Below are 18,724 nucleotides of genomic sequence, written 5' to 3'. Positions count from 1 at the left end.
TCAGTGGCCCTTTCCGGCGGTCTCGTCGGCGTCCGCGAAGGACGCGAGGTACTCGGAGAACTGGGCGCGCTCCTCGTCGATCAGCGCGTGCCCGTCGGCGTAGACGTTCTCGAAGATCGCCATGGTGTCCGGGTCGGGCATGGTGCGGATCTTCTCGCGCACGCTGACACCCAGCTCCTCGCTCTCCTTCTCGAGCTTGGCGAAGAACGCCTCGTCGGCCAGGCCCTCCTTCTCCAGGTAGGTGCGCAGCCGCAGGATCGGGTCCTTGGCCTCCCAGGCCGCCCGCTCGTCGTCCGTGCGGTAGCGGGTCGGGTCGTCGGAGGTGGTGTGGGCGCCCATGCGGTAGGTGAACGCCTCGACCAGCGTCGGGCCCTGCCCGGAGCGGGCGTGCTCCAGCGCGGCCCGCGTCACGGCCAGGACGGCCAGCACGTCGTTGCCGTCCACCCGCACGCCGGGGAAGCCGAAGCCGGCGGCGCGCTGGTAGATCGGCACCCGGGACTGCTTCTCGGTGGGCTCGGAGATCGCCCACTGGTTGTTCTGGCAGAAGAAGACCACCGGCGCGTTGTAGACCGCGGAGAAGGTGAAGGCCTCCGCGACGTCGCCCTGGCTGGAGGCACCGTCACCGAAGTACGCGATGACGGCCGAGTCGGCGCCGTCCTTCGTGATCCCCATCGCGTAGCCCGTGGCGTGCAGGGCCTGCGAGCCGATCACGATCGTGTACAGGTGGAAGTTGTTGCTGTTGGGGTCCCAGCCGCCGTTGTTCACACCGCGGAACATCCCGAGCAGGTTCGACGGGTCGACGCCGCGGCACCAGGCCACGCCGTGCTCCCGGTAGGTGGGGAAGACGTAGTCGTCGTCCCGCAGCGCACGGCCGGAGCCGATCTGCGCCGCCTCCTGGCCGAGCAGCGAGGCCCACAGGCCCAGCTCGCCCTGGCGCTGCAGCGACGTCGCCTCGGCGTCGAAACGCCGGGTGAGGACCATGTCGCGGTACAGGCCGCGCAGCTCCTCGGCGCTCAGGTCGATGCTGTACTCCGGGTGCTCGACCCGCTCACCCTCCGGGGTGAGCAGCTGTACGAGTTCCGGCTGCTCGGGTGCGGACGCGCCCTTGGCGCGGGCCGGGGCCTTCTTGGCCGCCGTCTTCTTGGCGGCCGGCTTGGCCGCCGCCGTCCGCTTTCCGCCGCTGCGCGACGTTCCGCGCGCGGCAGTGCTTTCCACGGTCACGAGTGCTCCTCCGTCTGTCCGGCCCCCGGGGTCTCCGGAAGAGCCAGTGCGGCTCGCCCGGTGTCGCTACGGCGCACGGGGTGGGTGCGGCGCGGTTGGACCGAGCGGTGACAGGTGTCCCGTTCGACGGCCCGCACAGGGCACGTTACCCAGTAACACGGCAGGGCCGCGAAACACCCCTGACCTGCGATTTTCCTTGGATTTCCAAGTAAATCGCCGGGGTCTCCACGGTGGCCGGGAGCGTCACTGGTCACAGCCTTGCAGCCTCGAAGGACTAACGCACGTTAACCCGGAGGGTGCGCCTTCGGGAAGAGCAAACGGAGGTCAATATGTGAGACTGGCATCGTGCCCGAAAGTGGACGAATCCGGGTGTTCCTCCTTGACGATCACGAGGTCGTCCGGCGGGGGTGCGCGAGCTCCTGGAGGCCGAACCCGACCTCGACGTCGTCGGCGAGGCGGCCACCGCCGCCGAGGCCCTGGCCCGCGTCCCGGCCACCCGCCCCGACGTCGCCGTCCTGGACGTCCGGCTCCCCGACGGCAGCGGCGTCGAGGTCTGCCGGGAGGTCCGCTCACGGGACGAGGGCGTCGCCTGCCTCATGCTGACGTCCTACGCGGACGACGAGGCCCTCTTCGACGCGATCATGGCCGGCGCCTCCGGCTACGTGCTCAAGGCCATCCGGGGCACCGACCTCGTCGCCGCCGTCCGGGACGTCGCCGCCGGCCGCTCCCTGCTCGACCCCGTCGCCACCGCACGCGTGCTGGCCCGGCTCCGCGGCGCCCCCGCGGCCGTGCCGGCCACGGGCGCCCCTCCGGGCACCCCGGCCGCCGCCGGCCGGGCGCCGGGCGCCGACCCGCTGCTCGCGGGCCTCACCGACCAGGAGCGGCGCATCCTCGACCTCATCGGGGAGGGCCTCACCAACCGGGCCATCGGCGACCGGCTGCACCTGGCCGAGAAGACGGTCAAGAACTACGTCTCCGCGCTCCTGGGCAAGCTCGGCATGGCCCGTCGCTCCCAGGCCGCCGCCTACGTCGCCCGCCACCACGCCCGCACCGACCGCCGCTGAGCCCCGCGGGCTCCTCGGGCTCCTCGCCGGGCCGGGCGGGTCAGGGCGCGAGGTCGTCGGGGCCACCCGTGCCGGTGCCGCCGCCCGAGTCTCCCGTGCCGCCCTCGGTCGTGCCCGGGTCCCCCGGCCCACCCTCGGTGGTGCCGCCTTCGGCTCCGTCGGTGGTGCCGTCGGTCGTCCCGTCCGTCGTGCCGTCGGTCGTCCCGTCCGTCGTGCCGTCGGTGGTGCCGTCCGTCGTGCCGTCCGTGCCGCCCTCGGTGTCACCCGTCGTGCCGCCCGTCGGGTCGTCCGGGTCCTCGGTCGGGGTGCTGGGGTCGTCCGTCGGGTCCTCGTCGGTGGGCGGCGGGGAGAAGGTGTCGTCGTGCGGGGGCTCGACGCCTCCGGTGCCGGTGTCGTCCTGCGTCGGGTCGTCCGTCGGCGTCTCGTCCGGCTTCTCGTCCGGTGTGGTCTCCTCGTCCGTCGGCGACTGGGTCGACTCGGTCGGGCCGGGCGTCTTGCCCTCGTCCTGGTTCGCGTTCTGCAAGGCGAAGAGCACGCCCGCCGCGACCGCCAGCACCGCGAAGAACGAGATCAGCGCGTACTTCAGCCCGCCGCCGCGCCGCTCCTCGTAGCCGCCGCCGTCATAGCCTCCCCCAGACTCCGTCCGGTGGGACTCCCACTCCGGGTTCGGGTGGCCGAGCAGCATCGGCGGCGCGGGCTGACCGATGGTGTCGGAGGCGCGACCGGCCGGGCCGCGGCCCATGGGGGCCGGGGAACCCATGGCGGGGGTGGCGCCGGTGGACGTCACGGGGCCGGTGTTCCACAGCCCGCCGGTGTGGCCGCCCTGCTCCTGTAGCTGGCGCAGGGCGTACTGGATGAGGCCGCGCATCTCCTCGGCCGACTGGAACCGGTCGTCCGGGTCCTTGGCGAGCGAGCGCAGCACCAGCCCGTCGAGCTCCGGGGGCACGCCGTCCGCCGCCTCGGACGGCCGCACCGGCTCGTCCTGGACGTGCTGGTAGACCACCGACAGCGGGGTCTCACCGGTGAACGGCGGCTGCCGGGTCAGCAGCTCGTAGAGCAGACAGCCGGTGGCGTAGAGGTCCGAGCGCGTGTCCACCGTCTGCCCGAGCGCCTGCTCGGGGGAGAGGTACTGGGGCGTGCCCATGACCATGCCGGTCTGCGTCATGGTCTGGGAGGCACCGTGCAGGGCCCGCGCGATGCCGAAGTCCATCACCTTCACCGCACCGGTGTCGGTGATGATCACGTTGGCCGGCTTGATGTCCCGGTGGACGATGCCGTGCTGGTGGCTGTAGGCCAGCGCCTCCAGGACTCCGGAGACGATGATCAGGGCCTGGTCCGGCGGGGGCGCGTCGGCGGCGAAGAGCAGATCGCGGATCGTGCGGCCCTCGACCAGCTCCATGACGATGTACGGCACGGTGTTGCCGTCCACCGTGTCCTCGCCCGAGTCGTAGACGGCGACGACGGCGTGGTGGTTGAGACCGGCCACGGACTGGGCCTCGCGCGTGAAGCGGGCCTTGGAGACCGGGTCCTCGGCGAGGTCGGTACGCAGCAGCTTGACGGCGACCGTGCGGCCCAGCCGCACGTCCTCGGCGGCGAAGACCTCGGCCATGCCGCCGCGGCCGAGCCGGTGCAGCAGCCGGTACCGGCCGTCACCGACCAGCCCGCCGTTGCCCCACGCCTCGGAGCCCTTGGCGGACTGCGACCCACCGGGCGGACCGGTGGGATCCGACGATCCGGAAGGGGCGCCCGACGCGCCGTCGTCGGCCTCGTCGGGGCCCTGGGAGTCTCCCGGGGAGTTCGTCTGTCCCATCAGTCCTCGCCGTGTCTGGAACCCGCCGGGTGCGGGCGCGCGTGTGGGGGAGAAGGAAGGGCCATCCAATCCGCTTCGGGATGGCGCTGGCAAGTCGCGTCCGCCCGGTGGCCGGGGTCCGCCCCGCCGTCGGCCCGGCGCCCGACCATCCGTGCATCGGATCACGGAACGGGCACGCGGCTTGACTCGCCGCACCCCTGAGGCAGACTTGGCTGGTATCCGGGGGGAAGAATCCCCGCAGTAGCAACCGTACATGCGCGAGACTGGCCCGGCCGCGGGCTGCGGCGCCGAGGGGGAGCAGCCAGATGACCGATGCCGGTGGCGGGCAGCCGACGAACTTCGAAGGCCGCACCGTCGGTAACCGCTACCAGGTGCGGGAACTCCTCGGCGCGGGTGGCATGGCCTCCGTCTACCTCGCCTACGACGGCGTGCTCGACCGTCAGGTCGCGGTCAAGACGCTGCACTCGGAACTGGGCCGCGAGGCCGCGTTCCGCGAGCGCTTCCGCCGCGAGGCGCAGGCTGTCGCGAAGCTCACGCACACCAACATCGTCTCCGTCTTCGACTCGGGCGAGGACACGATCGACGGCGCGCCGGTGCCGTTCATCGTCATGGAGTACGTCGACGGCAAGCCGCTGCGCAACGAACTCGACGAGGACATCCGCCAGTACGGCGCGATGCCTCCCGAGAAGGCGCTCCAGGTCACCGCCGACGTGCTGGCCGCTCTGGACGTCAGCCATGAGGTGGGCCTCGTCCACCGTGACATCAAGCCCGGCAACGTCATGCTCACCAAGCGTGGCGTGGTCAAGGTCATGGACTTCGGCATCGCCCGCGCCATGCAGTCCGGCGTGACATCGATGACCCAGACGGGCATGGTCGTCGGCACGCCCCAGTACCTCTCCCCGGAGCAGGCGCTCGGCCGCGGCGTGGACGCCCGCTCGGACCTCTACACCACCGGTATCATGCTCTTCGAGCTGCTGACCGGCCGGCTGCCCTTCGACGCCGACTCCCCCCTGGCCATCGCCTACGCGCACGTCCAGGAGGAGCCGGCCCCGCCGTCCTCCATCAACCAGGCGCTGCCCCCGGCGGTCGACGCGCTCGTCGCCCGCGCGCTGCGGAAGAACCCCAACGAGCGGTTCCCGAGCGCCCAGGCCATGCGCACCGAGACCCTGCGCATCAGCGGCTCCGGGGCGACGACGGGCGTGGCGCCGGTCATCGTCGCCGGCGGCCCCGGCCAGAACAGCGGCGCCGGCGTCGCCCAGTCCGTCTTCCCGCCGGTCAGCTCCACCGGCACCCCGCCGCCGCCCACCCAGCCGATGGGCCAGGGCGGCTACGCCTACCCGCCGCAGGGCTTCGGCCCCTCGACCCCGCCGCCCGGTCAGCCGCAGGGCTACCCGACGCCCGCCTACTCCATGCAGCCGGGCGGTCCCGTCGGCCCGGGGGGACCGGCCACCCCCGTCCCGGCCTCCGGCGGCGGCACGGGGGGCGGCGGCAACCGCAGCCTGCTCATCGTCGCCGTGGCGGCTGTCACCGCCGTCGTGATCATCGTCGCGCTCGTCCTCGTCGGCCAGCTGTCCGGCGGTGACGACGAGGAGCCCGAGGCGAAGACGTCCCCGTCCGCCCTGCCGGAGCCCAGCGGGAACACCCCGACGGACCCCACCTCGGAGCCCGAGCACGAGCCCGCCGACGACAAGCCGAAGTTCAAGGACGAGGACAAGTCCCGGACGATCGACGCCGAGAAGTGCACCGAGGCCCGGGACTACTCGCTCGACGACGAGGAGAGCGAGAACGCCCCGGTCTCCATGCCGGACCTCACCTTCAAGCACATCGACTCCGTGAAGGACTGCATCCGCCTGGCGGGCTGGACGCTCGACACCGACATCACCTACGAGGACGAGGCCATCTACGGCAAGAACACCGTCCTGGAGCAGAAGCCCGAGGCTTACCGGCCCTTCGACCCGGAGGAGGACAAGGTCGAGCTGACCGTCTCCACCGGCAAGGAGGGCTGAGCCTCCCGCTCTTCCCCGAAGGCGGCCCGTCGTTCATGGCGGGCCGCTTTCGCGCGTTCCCGGTCGGGCCCGGGTGTTCAGGTCGGGTCCACATCGCGGAAGCGGGCCCGCGCGGGGTGCTGTTGTATCTATGGTGTGCGCATGTCGACGTCCCGGGGTTCCGCCGCCACGCCCACCGCGCCCGCTCCCTTCCCCGGCTCGTCCCCGGGCCCGACCCCCGGCCCGACATCGGGCAAGGCGCCGCCCGCCGCAGAGCGCGTTTACGCCCACGTCAAGCAGGCCGTCCTGGACCGTCGGTACGAGGGCGGCATGCTGCTCACCGAGGGCGAGCTGGCGGAGGCCGTCGGCGTCTCCCGCACCCCCGTCCGCGAGGCCCTCCTGCGGCTGGAGGCCGAGGGGCTCCTGCGGCTCTACCCGAAGAAGGGCGCCCTCGTCCTGCCCGTCTCCGCCCAGGAGATCGGCGACGTCGTCGAGACCCGGCTGCTCGTCGAGGAGCACGCCGCCCGGCGACCCGCCACCCCCGCACTCGTCGCCGAACTGGAGGAACTGCTGGAGCGGCAGCGGGAGCTCGCGCGGGCCGGCGACCTCGCCCAGGTCGCCGTCGTCGACCGGTGCTTCCACGCCGCCATCGTCCGCGGCACCGGCAACCAGATCCTCACCCGCCTCTACGACCAGCTCCGCGACCGCCAACTCCGCATGGGCGTCGCCGTCATGCACGCCCACCCCGGCCGCATCGCCCAGAACCTCGCCGAACACACCGAGATCCTGGACGCCCTGCGCGCCGGGGACGCCGATGCCGCCGTGGCCGCCGTCCACCGGCACGTCGGCTCCGTGCGCGCCCTGCTCCGGGGCGACGTCCGATGACGGCGGGCACCCCCGCGAAGGCCCCGCCGCCCCGGCTCCCCGGCGACCCGACCGGCGGCCCCCGCGCCGTGGCCATGTGGAGCATCGGCGTCGCCGTCTACTTCCTCGCCGTCACCTACCGCACCAGCCTCGGCGTCGCGGGCATCGAGGCCGCCGAGCGCTTCGACGTCAACGCCTCCGCGCTGTCCACCTTCTCCCTCCTCCAGCTCATGGTCTACGCGGGCATGCAGATACCCGTCGGCCTTCTGGTGGACCGCTGGGGTACGCGCAAGGTGCTCAGCCTCGGCATCGTCCTGTTCACCATCGGCCAGTTCGGCTTCGCCCTCGCCGACTCCTACCCCCTGGCCCTCGGCTGCCGCGCCCTCCTCGGTTGCGGCGACGCCATGACGTTCATCAGCGTGCTGCGGCTCGGCGCCCGCTGGTTCCCCGCCCGCCGCGGCCCGCTCGTCGCCCAGCTCGCCGGGCTCATCGGCATGGCCGGCAACCTCGTCACCACGCTCGTCCTCGCCCGCGTCCTGGCCGCCTTCGGCTGGACCCCCACCTTCGCGGGCAGCGCCATCGGCGGGCTTCTCGCGCTGCTCCTCGTCCTCTCCCTGCTCCGGGACGCGCCCCCCGGGCAGCAGCCCGACCCCACGCACCACGGCCAACCCGGCTACGTGCGACGGCAGATCGCCGCCGCCTGGGCCGAGCCCGGCACCCGGCTGGGCATGTGGGTGCACTTCACCGCACAGTTCCCGGCCATGGTGTTCATGCTGCTGTGGGGGCTGCCCTTCCTCGTCGAGGCGCAGGGGCTCGACATCGGGACGGCGGGCATCCTGCTCACCGCCGTGGTGCTGTCCAACATGGTCATCGGCCTCGTCTACGGGCAGACCATCGCCCGTCACCACCGGGCCAGGACGCCACTCGCCCTGGGCACCGTCGGCGCCACCGCGCTGCTGTGGGCCGTTGTCATCGCCTGGCCGGGGCGGGCCCCGATGGAGGTCCTGGTGACGCTGTGCCTCGTCCTCGGCGCCTGCGGCCCCGCGTCCATGATCGGCTTCGACTTCGCGCGGCCCGCCAACCCGCCCGAGCGTCAGGGCACGGCCTCCGGAATCGTCAACATGGGTGGTTTCACGGCCTCCATGACGACGCTGCTCGCCGTCGGCGTGCTCCTCGACCTCACCGGCGACGACTACCGCATCGCGTTCTCCGCCGTCTTCGTCCTCCAGGCCCTCGGGGTCAGCCAGATCCTGCGGCTGCGCGGACGGGCGCACCGCAGGGAGCGGGAACGGATCGTCGCCAGCCGCGTGGAGGCCGTGCACGTCCCCGCGCAGACGTGACGCCCACGGCCGGGTACGCCGTCACGACGTCACGTCCTCCGCGCCGTCAACCCCTCCGCACCCTCACGCCGCCGGAACCCTCACGCCGTCACCGCGAAATTGGCCAGGATCGCGTCCGCGAGCCGCTGGTCGCCCTCGACCTTGACCCGCTCCGCCACCGCCTGCGGACGCACCCGGCCACACGCCAGCCGCACGTACGTCTCCCAGTCCAGCGCGAACGTCACCGCCGGGCCGAGGGAGGGGCTGCCGTCGATCGTCGCCCTGCCCTCCCGGTCCACCCGCACGGTCCGCATGAACTCCACCGGACCCGTCACGTCGAACACCACCGCCGAGTTCTTCGGCGCCGAGGCCCGCCGCGCGACGACGTCCGGCAGCGCCTCGAAGAACACGTCCCGCGCCACCTGCGCGCCCGGCGCGTCCAGGTTGCCCGGCTTCCCCAGCGCACGCCGCAGGTCCTGCTCGTGCGCCCACACGTCGAAGGCACGCTCCCGGAGCAGATCCACGAAGGCGATCTCGTGCCCCAGCGGATGCCGCAGCACCGCGTCGGGCGCGCGCTTGTCGTTCCGCAGCTGCCGGGACCGCCGGATGACCGTGTACTCGAGCTCGCTGGTCATCTCCGGCCCGGTGTGGTGCCGCCGGACGTCGACCTGCACCTCCATGCGGCGGCTCGTCTCGTCCTTGACGTGGTACAGGTCGCGGGGCAGCGTGTGGATCGGGCGCGGGTCGCCCAGCAGTTCGCACTCGAGGCCGATCACGTGCGAGACGATGTCCCGCACCGACCACCCCGGAACAGACGTGGCGCGGTTCCACTCGCCCTCGACGAGCGGCTGCACCAGCTCGGATATGGCTTCGACAGAATGAGTCCAGGCGTCGACGTAGGGTTGAAGGCTCGGGTGCTCGGTCACTGGGCCCCTCGTGGCAACGGTACGGATCTGTTCGCGGGCGGATGTCCTTCAAGTTAGTCTGCGAACGGGCACCCGGGCACCGCTTTTGCGTGACGATCGTAGGCGCTTCGACGCGTTACCCGGCGCCCGGCGTGGACCTGCGACCCAAGGGAGCACCCGACCATGCGCACCTCACTCATCCAATTCCACGTCGATCCGGACGACTCGGTCGAGGCCCGCCGCACCCAGGCCGCCGCGCTCGTCCGCGAACAGTCCGGCTCCGATCTCGTCGTCCTCCCCGAACTGTGGCCCGTCGGCGCCTTCGCCTTCCGCGCCTTCGAGGCCGCCGCCGAGCCCGCCGCCGACGGTCCCACCGCCCAGGCGATGTCCGCCGCCGCCCGCGACGCCGGCGTCTGGCTGCACGCGGGCTCCGTCATCGAGCGCGCTCCCGACGGCGCCCTCTACAACACCGCCCTCGTCTTCGCCCCCGACGGCACCCTCGCCGCCACCTACCGCAAGATCCACCGCTTCGGCTTCGACCGCGGCGAGGCCACCCTGCTCTCCGCCGGCACCGCCCCCGTCACCCTCCACGCCGCGGACACCACGCTGGGCCTGGCCACCTGCTACGACCTGCGCTTCCCCGAGCTGTTCCGGGCCCTCACCGACGCGGGTGCCCAGGTCCTCGTCCTCCCCGCCGGTTGGCCCGCCGCCCGTGGGGCCCACTGGACGCTCCTCGCCCGCGCCCGCGCCGTCGAGAACCAGTGCTACGTCCTGGCCTGCGGCACCGCCGGAACCCACGCGGGTGTCCCCCAGTTCGGCCACAGCGTCGTCTTCGACCCCTGGGGCGAGACCGTCGCCGAGCTCCCGCATGACGAGCCGGGCGTCCTCACCGCAGAGCTCGATCTCGGTCAAGTTGGCACGGTTCGCTCGGAGTTCCCCGCCCTCAAGGATCGCGTGCTGTAGTCTTCGCCGCTCCCCTGGCTATGCTCGACGCTGTGCGGTGCCACGCGCGCCGTCCTGACGCCGAACAACGGGGGTACGGATGTCTGACACCGAGGGGAACAACGGCACGCGGCTCAACCGGCTCGCCGACGGCCCCGGCCCGCTGGGGCCGGCCGGGCCCGACGTGGGGTGGTCGGTGCCGCAGCAGAAGGCCGCGGCCGAGTACGTCGAGAAGCACCTCGGCCCGGACACCAACAAGGCCGGGGTCATGGCCGACACGGACAACAACGCCATGACGGGCGATCCCAACGTGCCGAGCGCGATCAGTCCGGGCGCGCTGCGGGGCTGGGAGCTGGAAGCCGGCATCTCCCACCGCAGGGAGCAGTGGGAGACGGCCCTCCGGCAGCTCAAGGGCCGCATCGAGGCCGAGCTGCAGGGCCTGCGCAACACCGGAATCCTCTTCTCGAACAACGAGCTGGAGACGGAGTCCGCGCTCCGCGGCCTCATCACGCCGGAGCTGGAAGCCGGGGCGGCCGGCGAGAACCCCTGGACGCGGCCCGGCCCCACGCCGTTCGTCAGCCCCATCGCGGACCTGTGAGGAAGCGCCCCGGACATGCCCGTTGACTACGAGAAGATCATCAGCACCGACCTGTCCTCCCTCCACGAGGCCGCGACGGCGTGGAAGAACATGGGGAAACGGTTCGGCGAGCTGCACGACAACTACCGCGACCACGTCCACGACGCCGTATGGGCGGACAACAACCGCACCTGGACCGGCCAGGGCGCCAGCGTTTTCCTCAACCAGGCGACGATCACCCAGGGCGAGTACGCCGCCGCCCGCGACGAGGCCAAGGCCGTCGGCGGGATGCTCCAGGACGCCTACGAGATCCTCAAGCCCCTGCGGCAGGCCGTCATCGACGCCGCGGAGGACGCCGAACAGTCCTGGCTGAACGTCGGCCCCGAGGGCCGCTGCACCATCAACTTCGACAAGATCCCAGGCGAACACCAGCACCGGTACCGCCAGGACGCCACCCTGCGCACCCAGCTCGAGGACCTCTGGAACGGGAAGATAGCCAAGGCCGTCGAGGCGGTGCAGACGGCCGACGCCAACATCAAGAAGGCCCTGATGGCGGAGCCGGCCGACGGCGGGCCGATCGGCGGGTTCAACAGCTCCCTCAAGGACGACATCGGCGAGGCGCGCGCAGCCCGGGCGAGCGAGCTGTACGACAAGATCCAGGACGGCGAGAAGCTCAGCGACAAGGAGCGCGCGGAGCTCAACCGCATCATGGCGGCCAACGAGAACGACCCGGAGTTCAGCCGCACCCTCCTCACGTCGCTGGGCGGCCCCGAGGGCACGATCCGCGTGCACAACGAGCTGTCCGAGCGGGCGTACGTCGATGACCCGGGCAACAAGAAGCGCCACCTCGCTCTCGACGGCCACCTGGCCAACGTCCTGCGCACGGCCACCACCGTCGACGGCAAGGACACGGCGGCGGACAAGAAGTTCTACGAGCAGTGGCGCGAGGACCTCAAGGAGGCCGGCGTCAAGCAGTACGAGGTCGACTTCACGGACTACGACCACACCGACGCCCAGGACGTTCGCGGCTACCAGAGCATCGTCACCCTCATGCAGCAGGGCAGCGGCTACGACGACCAGTTCCTCCACGACCTCGCCGACGACATCCGCGCCGCGGAGGACGAGGACAGGGGCGGGGACAAGGGCATCTGGGACCTGAAGGGCACCTTCGCGGGCGAGCAGCAGAAGGACGGCACGTTCGACGACAGTCGCAAGGGCTGGTTCGCCAACGACCCCCTCGACGGCGTGCTCGGCATCATGAGCAAGGACCCGGCCGCCGCGACCGCCTACCTCGACCCCGGCACCGAAGCGGGCAAGGACCGCCTCCAGTACCTGGAGCACGATCGTGACTGGGAGATCGTCGACACGTCCAAGGGCTACGGAAAGACCCATGAGATCCCCGGCGGCCCCGACATCGAGGACGCCGACACCCGTACCGGCTTCGGCGCCGCGCTGGAGGCCGCGATGACCGGCAACGTCCCCGGCACCGAGGGCTCGGAGGACTTCGCCAAGCACAGCCCCGCCGAGATCCGGGTGCTGGAGCACGTCGTCACGGAATACGCCGAGGTCGCGAAGATCGACAAGGGCGCCATCCCCGAGAACATGCGCCAGAACTTCGCCAACGCCCTCGCCTTCTACCCGCAGGACGTCCACGACGTCCTCGGCGTGCGCGGCAACCTGCCCACCGAGATGAACGACATCGAGATCGACCGCTCCACGATGAACCAGTTCATCCGAGGCGTTGCCGAGGACGGCACCGCGTTCCGCACCATCCATGACTCCCAGATGGAGGTCATCGCCGGAGACGTCCACGCGCTCAGCGGGGAGGATCTCCGAACAGGCAGCGATGACGCGAGAGAAGTGGCCCGAGAGAGCGGCCAGGTCATGGGAGCCCTCGACCACATCCGCGCCGACGTGCTCGGTTCACACCGGGACGACGAGATCAGCCAGAACAACTGGAACAAGACGTACCAATACCACGCCGCCGGCGCCCTGGTGACCGGCACCCCGATCTTCGGTGACACCATCCAACGCCTCATTGACATCGGCGCCGGGCAGCACGCGGAGAACCTCAACAATGAGATCACGGACAAGACCACGGAGGATCTCATCGAGTACTACCGGAGCAAGGGCTACCCCCGCCTGGAGGAAATGTTCACGGTCCAGGCCGAGGCGCAGGGTCTGGGCAATGAGGACATGCGCGACGTGCCGTTTCAGGAGGAGATCTTGGAGAGGGCCTCCACCAACTACTCGTCGGCCATCCACGACTCCGAGGGTTCGACGGGGGACCGGGATTGAGCAACACCGGCGGGTCCCGGTGGCACCCGCTGACCCGGCTCCCCGCAATAGCCGTTGTCCTCGTATCGCTCGGCGCCGTGATCGGTGGCGCCGCCTACTGGGCCATGGGCGAGGAAGAGCCGGAACCGGAGCATTGCGAGGGCTACCTGTCCCGCGAAACGGTCGTTCTCCTGGCCGGTGGGGACCCTGGTGACTACACGCCGTCCTGGAGCGGCTACGAGGTTCCAGCGCGTGGTGCGGACGTGCCGACCGTCGACGGAACCACGAACCTGTTCCGTTGCAGTGTGAGGCTGCCCAGCGGTGACATCGCGGAGTTCATGACCTCGACGGCGTGGGAGGAAGGCCCGTATCGACCGACGCCGATCGGCGCCAACTGGTACAACGATGCCACCCCCCTCGGCTCCGGCGTCAGCGGCTGGACGGAGCGAGGGTACGGCGTGGTGCTGCTGCCCGACGCGTGCGCCGAGAAGTTCCCCTCCCAGAGCGACCCCGTTCAGGTGGTCCTCAAGCTGCGGCAGGCGTGCTGGGGCAACCTGCCCGCGCCTCCGCAGCCGGACCTGGCGAAGGCGCTCGTCTCGTACGCCTCGACCATGGCCGAGCTCAAGGGGTGCGGCACGAAGGAATTCCGGTGGTCCGGCGATGTTCCGGAGAAGCCGTCGCCGCGGCCCCTCCCGGATGGCGACCACTGTGCGCTCCCCGGATTCACCGTGCCCCGGCCTCAGGACAGCGGCCCGGCGTTGGAGCAGACGGTTGTGGGCGACGCAGGCGACAGCTGGAGCTGTGTCGTGGGGCGGGAACTCGACGGCGAGGAGGCCCAGCCCGCCGTCGCGTTCGCCCTCACCACCCACCAACAGGCCATCGACTCGTACGACCCCGCCACGCACCGCGACAACGAGAACACCCGGGCGGAGTTGCTGACCTGCTCCGGCGAGAAGTACCTGGCGATCATGGCTTTCGGAGCCGTGCGGGCCGAGGACCCGCCGCCGAGCATGGAGCGGGGCCAGAAGCTCGCCGAGACGCGGCTGAAGCCGAAGGAGGAGCTGTACCAGGACTTCCTGGCCGCCGCGAAGACGTCCCTGGGCTGTCCGGTGCCGGAGTAGTCCCCGCGCGCCCGGTGGGGGCGCGCGGGGTGGCACCCTGGGGCGTATGACGAAGCGTGCCCGTGTGCGTGCCCCGGAGCTGAGCGGCCGATCCTGGCTCAACACCGGAGGCAAGGAGCTGTCCCTCGCCGACCTGCGCGGACGGACGGTGATCCTCGATTTCTGGACCTTCTGCTGTATCAACTGCCTCCACGTGCTGGACGAGTTGCGGGAGCTGGAGGAGAAGCACCGGGACAGTGTGGTGATCGTCGGCGTGCACTCGCCGAAGTTCGCGCACGAGGCGGAGCACCAGGCGCTGGTGGACGCCGTCGAGCGGTACGAGGTGGCGCATCCGGTGCTGGACGACCCGGAGCTGGCGACGTGGAAGCAGTACGCGGTGCGGGCCTGGCCGACGCTGGTCGTCATCGACCCGGAGGGGTACGTCGTCGCGCAGCACGCCGGGGAGGGGCACGCGCACGCCATCGAGGCACTGGTGGGCGAGCTGGAGGCCGAGCACGCGGCGAAGGGGACGCTGCGGCGCGGGGACGGGCCCTACGTCCCGCCCGAGCCCGTGGCCACGGATCTGCGGTTCCCGGGCAAGGCGCTGGCGCTGCCGGGCGGCGGCTTCCTGGTCTCGGACTCCACCCGGCACGCCCTGGTGGAGCTGGAGGCGGACGGGGAGACCGTGGTCCGGCGCATCGGCACCGGGGAGCGGGGGCTGGCCGACGGTCCGGCCGACGTGGCGCGGTTCAGCGAGCCGCAGGGGCTCGCGTTCCTGCCCGGGGGCACGGTCGTCGTCGCCGACACGGTGAACCACGCGCTGCGGGAGCTGGACCTGGCCACCGGTGAGGTGCGGACGCTGGCGGGTACCGGGCGGCAGTGGTGGCAGGGCTCGGCCACCGAGGGCCCGGCGCGCGAGGTGGCGCTGTCGTCCCCGTGGGACGTGGCGTGGTTCGACGGGGTGCTGTGGATCGCGATGGCGGGTGTCCACCAGCTGTGGACGTACGACCCGGAGGGGGGCGTCGTCGCGGCGGCGGCGGGGACGACGAACGAGGGGCTGGTGGACGGCCCGGCGGCGGAGGCGTGGTTCGCGCAGCCCTCGGGGCTGGCGGCCACGGAGGAGCGGCTGTGGATCGCGGACTCGGAGACGTCGGCGCTGCGCTGGCTGGACCGGGAGCGGGTGGTGCACACCGCGGTGGGGGCCGGGCTCTTCGACTTCGGCCACCGGGACGGTCCGGCCGGGCAGGCGCTGCTCCAGCACCCGCTGGGCGTCACCGCGCTGCCGGACGGCTCGGTGGCGGTCAGCGACACCTACAACCACGCCCTGCGCCGCTACGACCCGGTGACGGACGAGGTGAGCACGGTGGCGACGGACCTGCGGGAGCCCTCGGCGGCGGTGCTGCCGGCCGGGGACGACGGCGCGGGTGAGATCGTCGTCGTCGAGTCGGCGCGGCACCGGTTGACGCGGTTGCGGCTGCCGGAGGAGGCGGTGGCGGTCGCGGCGGTGGCGCACCGGACGCGGCGGGAGGCCACGGAGGTGGCGGAGGGCGCGTTGACGCTGGACGTGGTGTTCAGCCCGCCCCCGGGGCAGAAGCTGGACACCCGGTACGGGCCGGCCAGCAGGCTGCTGGTGGGCGCGACGCCGCCGGAGCTGCTGGTGGAGGGCGCGGGGCAGGGCACCGACCTGCGCCGCGAGCTGGTGCTGGACCCGAGCGTGGGCGAGGGCGTCCTGCACGTGTCGGCGATGGCCGCGTCCTGTGACGACGATCCGGAGAATCCCTACCCGGCCTGCCACATGCACCAGCAGGACTGGGGCGTGCCCGTGCGGCAGACGGCCTCGGGCGCGGGGCGGCTGCCGCTGGTGCTGGCGGGCATGGACGAGGGCGGGGCCGACGGCGGCGCCCAGCCCTGAGCCCGCACGCCGTCCGGCTCGGCGATACACAGAGGGGCGCACCGCCAGGCGGTGCGCCCCTCTGCCCCCGTTACCCCCGTTACCCCCGTTTCCCCCGTGGGAAGTAACTCTCGTACGGGAGTTTCACGGCCGTGTCATGGGCGGGGTCCCTTCGCGTCACAGCCGACCCCGCGAAGGGGCGGACGGTTCGGACGGCGCCGATGCCGTGCGGGGTGCCGGGGCCTGGGAGACCATGGGCGTAGTCGCGTCCCCGAGCGAGGTGCACCGCGATGGCGCCTGCCGACCCTGTGTCCGCCCAGCAGTTCTCGCTGTCCAGCCTCGCCGCGGCGGTGGTGGCCGGGGGCCGCACCGTGGAGAGCTGGGGCGAGACGGCGCGTGAGCTGCTCGGCTGGACGGCGGAGGAGGTCTGTGGCAGGCCGGTGCGCGAGCTGCTCGCGGATCCGGAGGACTGGCCGCGGGTGCGGGAGCAGTGTGTGGGGGCGTCCTGGGAGGGCGAGGTCGTGCTGCGCCACGCGGACGGCCACGAGCTGCCCGTCGGCGTGCGCGTGATCCTGCTGCGGGCGGGCGCGGACGAGGCGCCGAGCCATCTGGTGCTCGCGGCCCGGGCCGAGCACCTGTCCCGCTGGCGGCAGAACTACTCGCTGGTCGAGGGCCTCTTCGCGCAGGAGCGGATCGGGCTGGCGCTGTTCGACCCGGAGCTGCGCATCGTCCGCACGAACCTTCCCCTCTTCCCGTACAGCGGGATGCCGGGGGACGTGTCCGGGCTGCGTCTCAAGGCGCTGCTCCAGCCGCCCGACGCGGCGGCGCTGGAGGAGTGGCTCCAGATCATCATGACGACGGGCGAGCCCGTCCTGGGGGCGAACCTGCGGCTGCGGACGCTGGTGGACCCGCGCGAGGGCAGGCTGCTGTCGGTGTCGGGCTTCCGGCTGCGCAGTACGAGTGGTCGGCTCATGGGCGCCGCCGCGGCCTTCACCGACGTCACCCAGCACGAGGAGGCCGGGCGGCGGCTGGATCTGCTGCACCGGGCGACGGCGGTGCTCGGCTCGGAGCTGTCGGTGACCCGGACGACGGAGGACCTGGCCGACGTGCTGGTGCCCGCCATGGCCGACTGCGTGGTGGTGGGGCTGGCCGAGGAGGTGCTGGGCGGCGACGAGCCGGTGCCGAGCCGCAACGGGGAGCTGACGCTGAGGCGTACGGCCGTGGCCGGTGACGTCGACCCGGACACGCTGCCCACGAGCGCCCTCGTCACCGTGCGCCCGCCGACGGGGGACTCGGCGGGAGGCATCATCCTCGGCGATCTGCCGCACCCGTCGGTGACGGGGCCGGAGCGGGAGACGGAGCCCCGGGCGGAGACGGCGGCCCCGCACTACTGGGCGCCGCGCGTGCCGGGTGCGCACAGCGCGCTGAGCGCGCCGCTGCGGGCCCGGGGCGCGTTCCTGGGCAACGTCACGCTGTGGCGTACGAGCAGCCCCTCGCCGTTCACGGCCGAGGAGCTGGCGCTGCTGGAGGAGATCGCCGCCCGGGCGGGGCTGGCGGTCGACAACGCCCGGCGCTACACCCGCGAGCACCGGGCCGCGGTGAGTCTGCAGCGGAGTCTGCTGCCGCCCTCGACGGCGTCGATGGCGGCGGTGGAGACGGCGAGCCTGTATCTCCCGGCGGGGGCCGGGGGCGGCGGCGTCAGTGGCGACTGGTTCGACGTCATCCCGCTGTCCTCGGCGCGGGTGGGGCTGGTGGTCGGGGACGTCGTGGGGCACGGCCTCCAGGCCACCGTCACGATGGGCCGGCTGCGCACGGCCGTGCGCACCCTCGCCGACCTCGACCTGGACCCGGAGGAGCTGCTCTCCCACCTGGACGACCTCGTCACGCAGCTCGACGTGGCCTCCAGCGACGAGGGACGGCAGCAGACGCGGGAGTCGCTGGGCGCGACCTGCCTGTACGCGGTGTACGACCCGGTCACGCGGCGCTGTGTGTGCGCCAGTGCCGGGCATCCGCCGCCCGCGCTGGTCACGGCGGACGGTGAGGTCAGCTATGTGGACGTGCAGCCGGGGCCGCCGCTGGGGGTGAGCGCGCTGCCGTTCGAGCCGGTCGAGCTGAACGTGCCGCAGGGCAGCGTGCTCGCGCTGTACACCGACGGCCTGGTGGAGCTGGCGCGCGGCGACATCGGCGAGGGCATGGCGCAGCTGGCGCGGCACCTGCGGGAAGCGGACCCGGTGCGGCAGCCCCTCGTGCGGACGGCCGAGCGCATCGTCGGCGGCCTGCCGGACGAGCCGCTCTCGGACGACGTCACCCTGCTGCTGGCGCGGACACGGGGCGTCGCCCACGAGGACACGGCCGCCTGGACGCTGGCCGCCGACCCGGCGTCCGTCCCCGAGGCCCGGGAGCTGGCGACGGCCCAGCTGGGCGCCTGGGGGCTGGACGCGCTGACGTTCACCACCGAGCTGGTGACGAGCGAGTTGATCACCAACGCCGTGCGCTACGGCGGCGGGGGCCCGGTGGAGCTGCGGCTGACCCGTGCCGACACGCTGATCTGCGAGGTCTCCGACCTGAGCAGCACGCAGCCGCGGATGCGCCGGGCCCGGGCCACGGACGAGGGCGGGCGCGGGCTGTACCTCGTCGCCCAGCTCACCCACCGCTGGGGCAGCCGGTACACGCGGCGCGGCAAGACCATCTGGACCGAGCAGCTCCTCACGCCGCCCGGCACCACCGCGTGGCTGTGAGGCCGTGCCCCGCGCTCCGCGACGGGGAGGT

13 protein-coding genes are annotated in these 18,724 nt (G+C 72.4%); 10 read left to right on the top strand and 3 right to left on the bottom strand.

Annotated elements, in window-relative coordinates; translation table 11 throughout:
- On the bottom strand, positions 1–1,221 hold the full coding sequence (pdhA, locus tag HPT28_RS04785) for a pyruvate dehydrogenase (acetyl-transferring) E1 component subunit alpha (protein ID WP_219089555.1): 1,221 nt from the start codon (positions 1,219–1,221) through the stop codon (positions 1–3).
- Positions 1,222–1,628: 407 nt separating this feature from the next.
- On the opposite strand from pdhA, the gene HPT28_RS04780 reads away from it, so the two are divergent.
- Positions 1,629–2,285, top strand: a complete 657-nt coding sequence (locus tag HPT28_RS04780) for a response regulator transcription factor (RefSeq protein WP_308119079.1) — start codon at positions 1,629–1,631, stop codon at positions 2,283–2,285.
- A 40-nt stretch (positions 2,286–2,325) separates the two neighbouring features.
- Here the strand turns inward: HPT28_RS04780 and HPT28_RS04775 are convergent, their stop codons facing one another.
- Positions 2,326–4,095 carry a protein kinase gene (locus tag HPT28_RS04775; RefSeq protein WP_219089553.1) on the bottom strand — a complete coding sequence of 590 codons (1,770 nt, stop codon included), beginning with the start codon at positions 4,093–4,095 and terminating at the stop codon, positions 2,326–2,328.
- A gap of 305 nt (positions 4,096–4,400) precedes the next feature.
- On the opposite strand from HPT28_RS04775, the gene HPT28_RS04770 reads away from it, so the two are divergent.
- The 3 genes from HPT28_RS04770 (at position 4,401) to HPT28_RS04760 (ending at position 8,284) form a co-directional block, all read left to right on the top strand.
- On the top strand, positions 4,401–6,101 hold the full coding sequence (locus HPT28_RS04770) for a protein kinase (protein WP_219089551.1): 1,701 nt from the start codon (positions 4,401–4,403) through the stop codon (positions 6,099–6,101).
- A 141-nt stretch (positions 6,102–6,242) separates the two neighbouring features.
- Complete coding sequence (locus tag HPT28_RS04765) at positions 6,243–6,965, top strand: GntR family transcriptional regulator (protein WP_219089550.1); 723 nt, start codon at positions 6,243–6,245, stop codon at positions 6,963–6,965.
- Positions 6,962–8,284 carry a nitrate/nitrite transporter gene (locus tag HPT28_RS04760; RefSeq protein ID WP_219089548.1) on the top strand — a complete coding sequence of 441 codons (1,323 nt, stop codon included), beginning with the start codon at positions 6,962–6,964 and terminating at the stop codon, positions 8,282–8,284. Before HPT28_RS04765 ends, HPT28_RS04760 begins: the two co-directional genes overlap by 4 nt.
- 80 nt (positions 8,285–8,364) lie before the next feature.
- On the opposite strand, the gene HPT28_RS04755 is transcribed toward HPT28_RS04760, so the two are convergent.
- Complete coding sequence (locus tag HPT28_RS04755; protein WP_219089546.1) at positions 8,365–9,189, bottom strand: maleylpyruvate isomerase family mycothiol-dependent enzyme; 825 nt, start codon at positions 9,187–9,189, stop codon at positions 8,365–8,367.
- A 162-nt stretch (positions 9,190–9,351) separates the two neighbouring features.
- Here HPT28_RS04755 and HPT28_RS04750 point away from each other — a divergent pair, with 162 nt between their 5' ends.
- From HPT28_RS04750 to HPT28_RS04725, 6 genes are all read left to right on the top strand, one after another.
- On the top strand, positions 9,352–10,131 hold the full coding sequence (locus HPT28_RS04750; protein WP_219089545.1) for a carbon-nitrogen family hydrolase: 780 nt from the start codon (positions 9,352–9,354) through the stop codon (positions 10,129–10,131).
- A gap of 79 nt (positions 10,132–10,210) precedes the next feature.
- Complete coding sequence (locus HPT28_RS04745; protein ID WP_219089543.1) at positions 10,211–10,708, top strand: hypothetical protein; 498 nt, start codon at positions 10,211–10,213, stop codon at positions 10,706–10,708.
- 15 nt (positions 10,709–10,723) lie between these two features.
- Complete coding sequence (locus HPT28_RS04740) at positions 10,724–12,985, top strand: DUF6571 family protein (RefSeq protein ID WP_219089541.1); 2,262 nt, start codon at positions 10,724–10,726, stop codon at positions 12,983–12,985.
- 77 nt (positions 12,986–13,062) lie between these two features.
- On the top strand, positions 13,063–14,085 hold the full coding sequence (locus HPT28_RS04735) for a hypothetical protein (RefSeq protein WP_219089539.1): 1,023 nt from the start codon (positions 13,063–13,065) through the stop codon (positions 14,083–14,085).
- Between the two features lie 46 nt (positions 14,086–14,131).
- Entirely contained in the window at positions 14,132–15,976 is a 1,845-nt protein-coding gene (locus tag HPT28_RS04730) for an NHL domain-containing thioredoxin family protein (protein WP_219089537.1), read from the top strand.
- 269 nt (positions 15,977–16,245) lie between these two features.
- The gene (locus HPT28_RS04725; RefSeq protein ID WP_219089535.1) at positions 16,246–18,693 is read left to right on the top strand and encodes a SpoIIE family protein phosphatase; all 2,448 of its coding nucleotides are present in this window, start codon (positions 16,246–16,248) and stop codon (positions 18,691–18,693) included.
- Positions 18,694–18,724: the final 31 nt, after the last annotated feature.

The sequence above is a fragment of the Streptomyces sp. JJ38 genome (assembly GCF_019303475.1).
Classification (GTDB): Bacteria; Actinomycetota; Actinomycetes; order Streptomycetales; family Streptomycetaceae; genus Streptomyces.
Note: the sequence above shows the minus strand (reverse complement) of the source record. Positions and strands in the feature narration are given on the sequence as shown.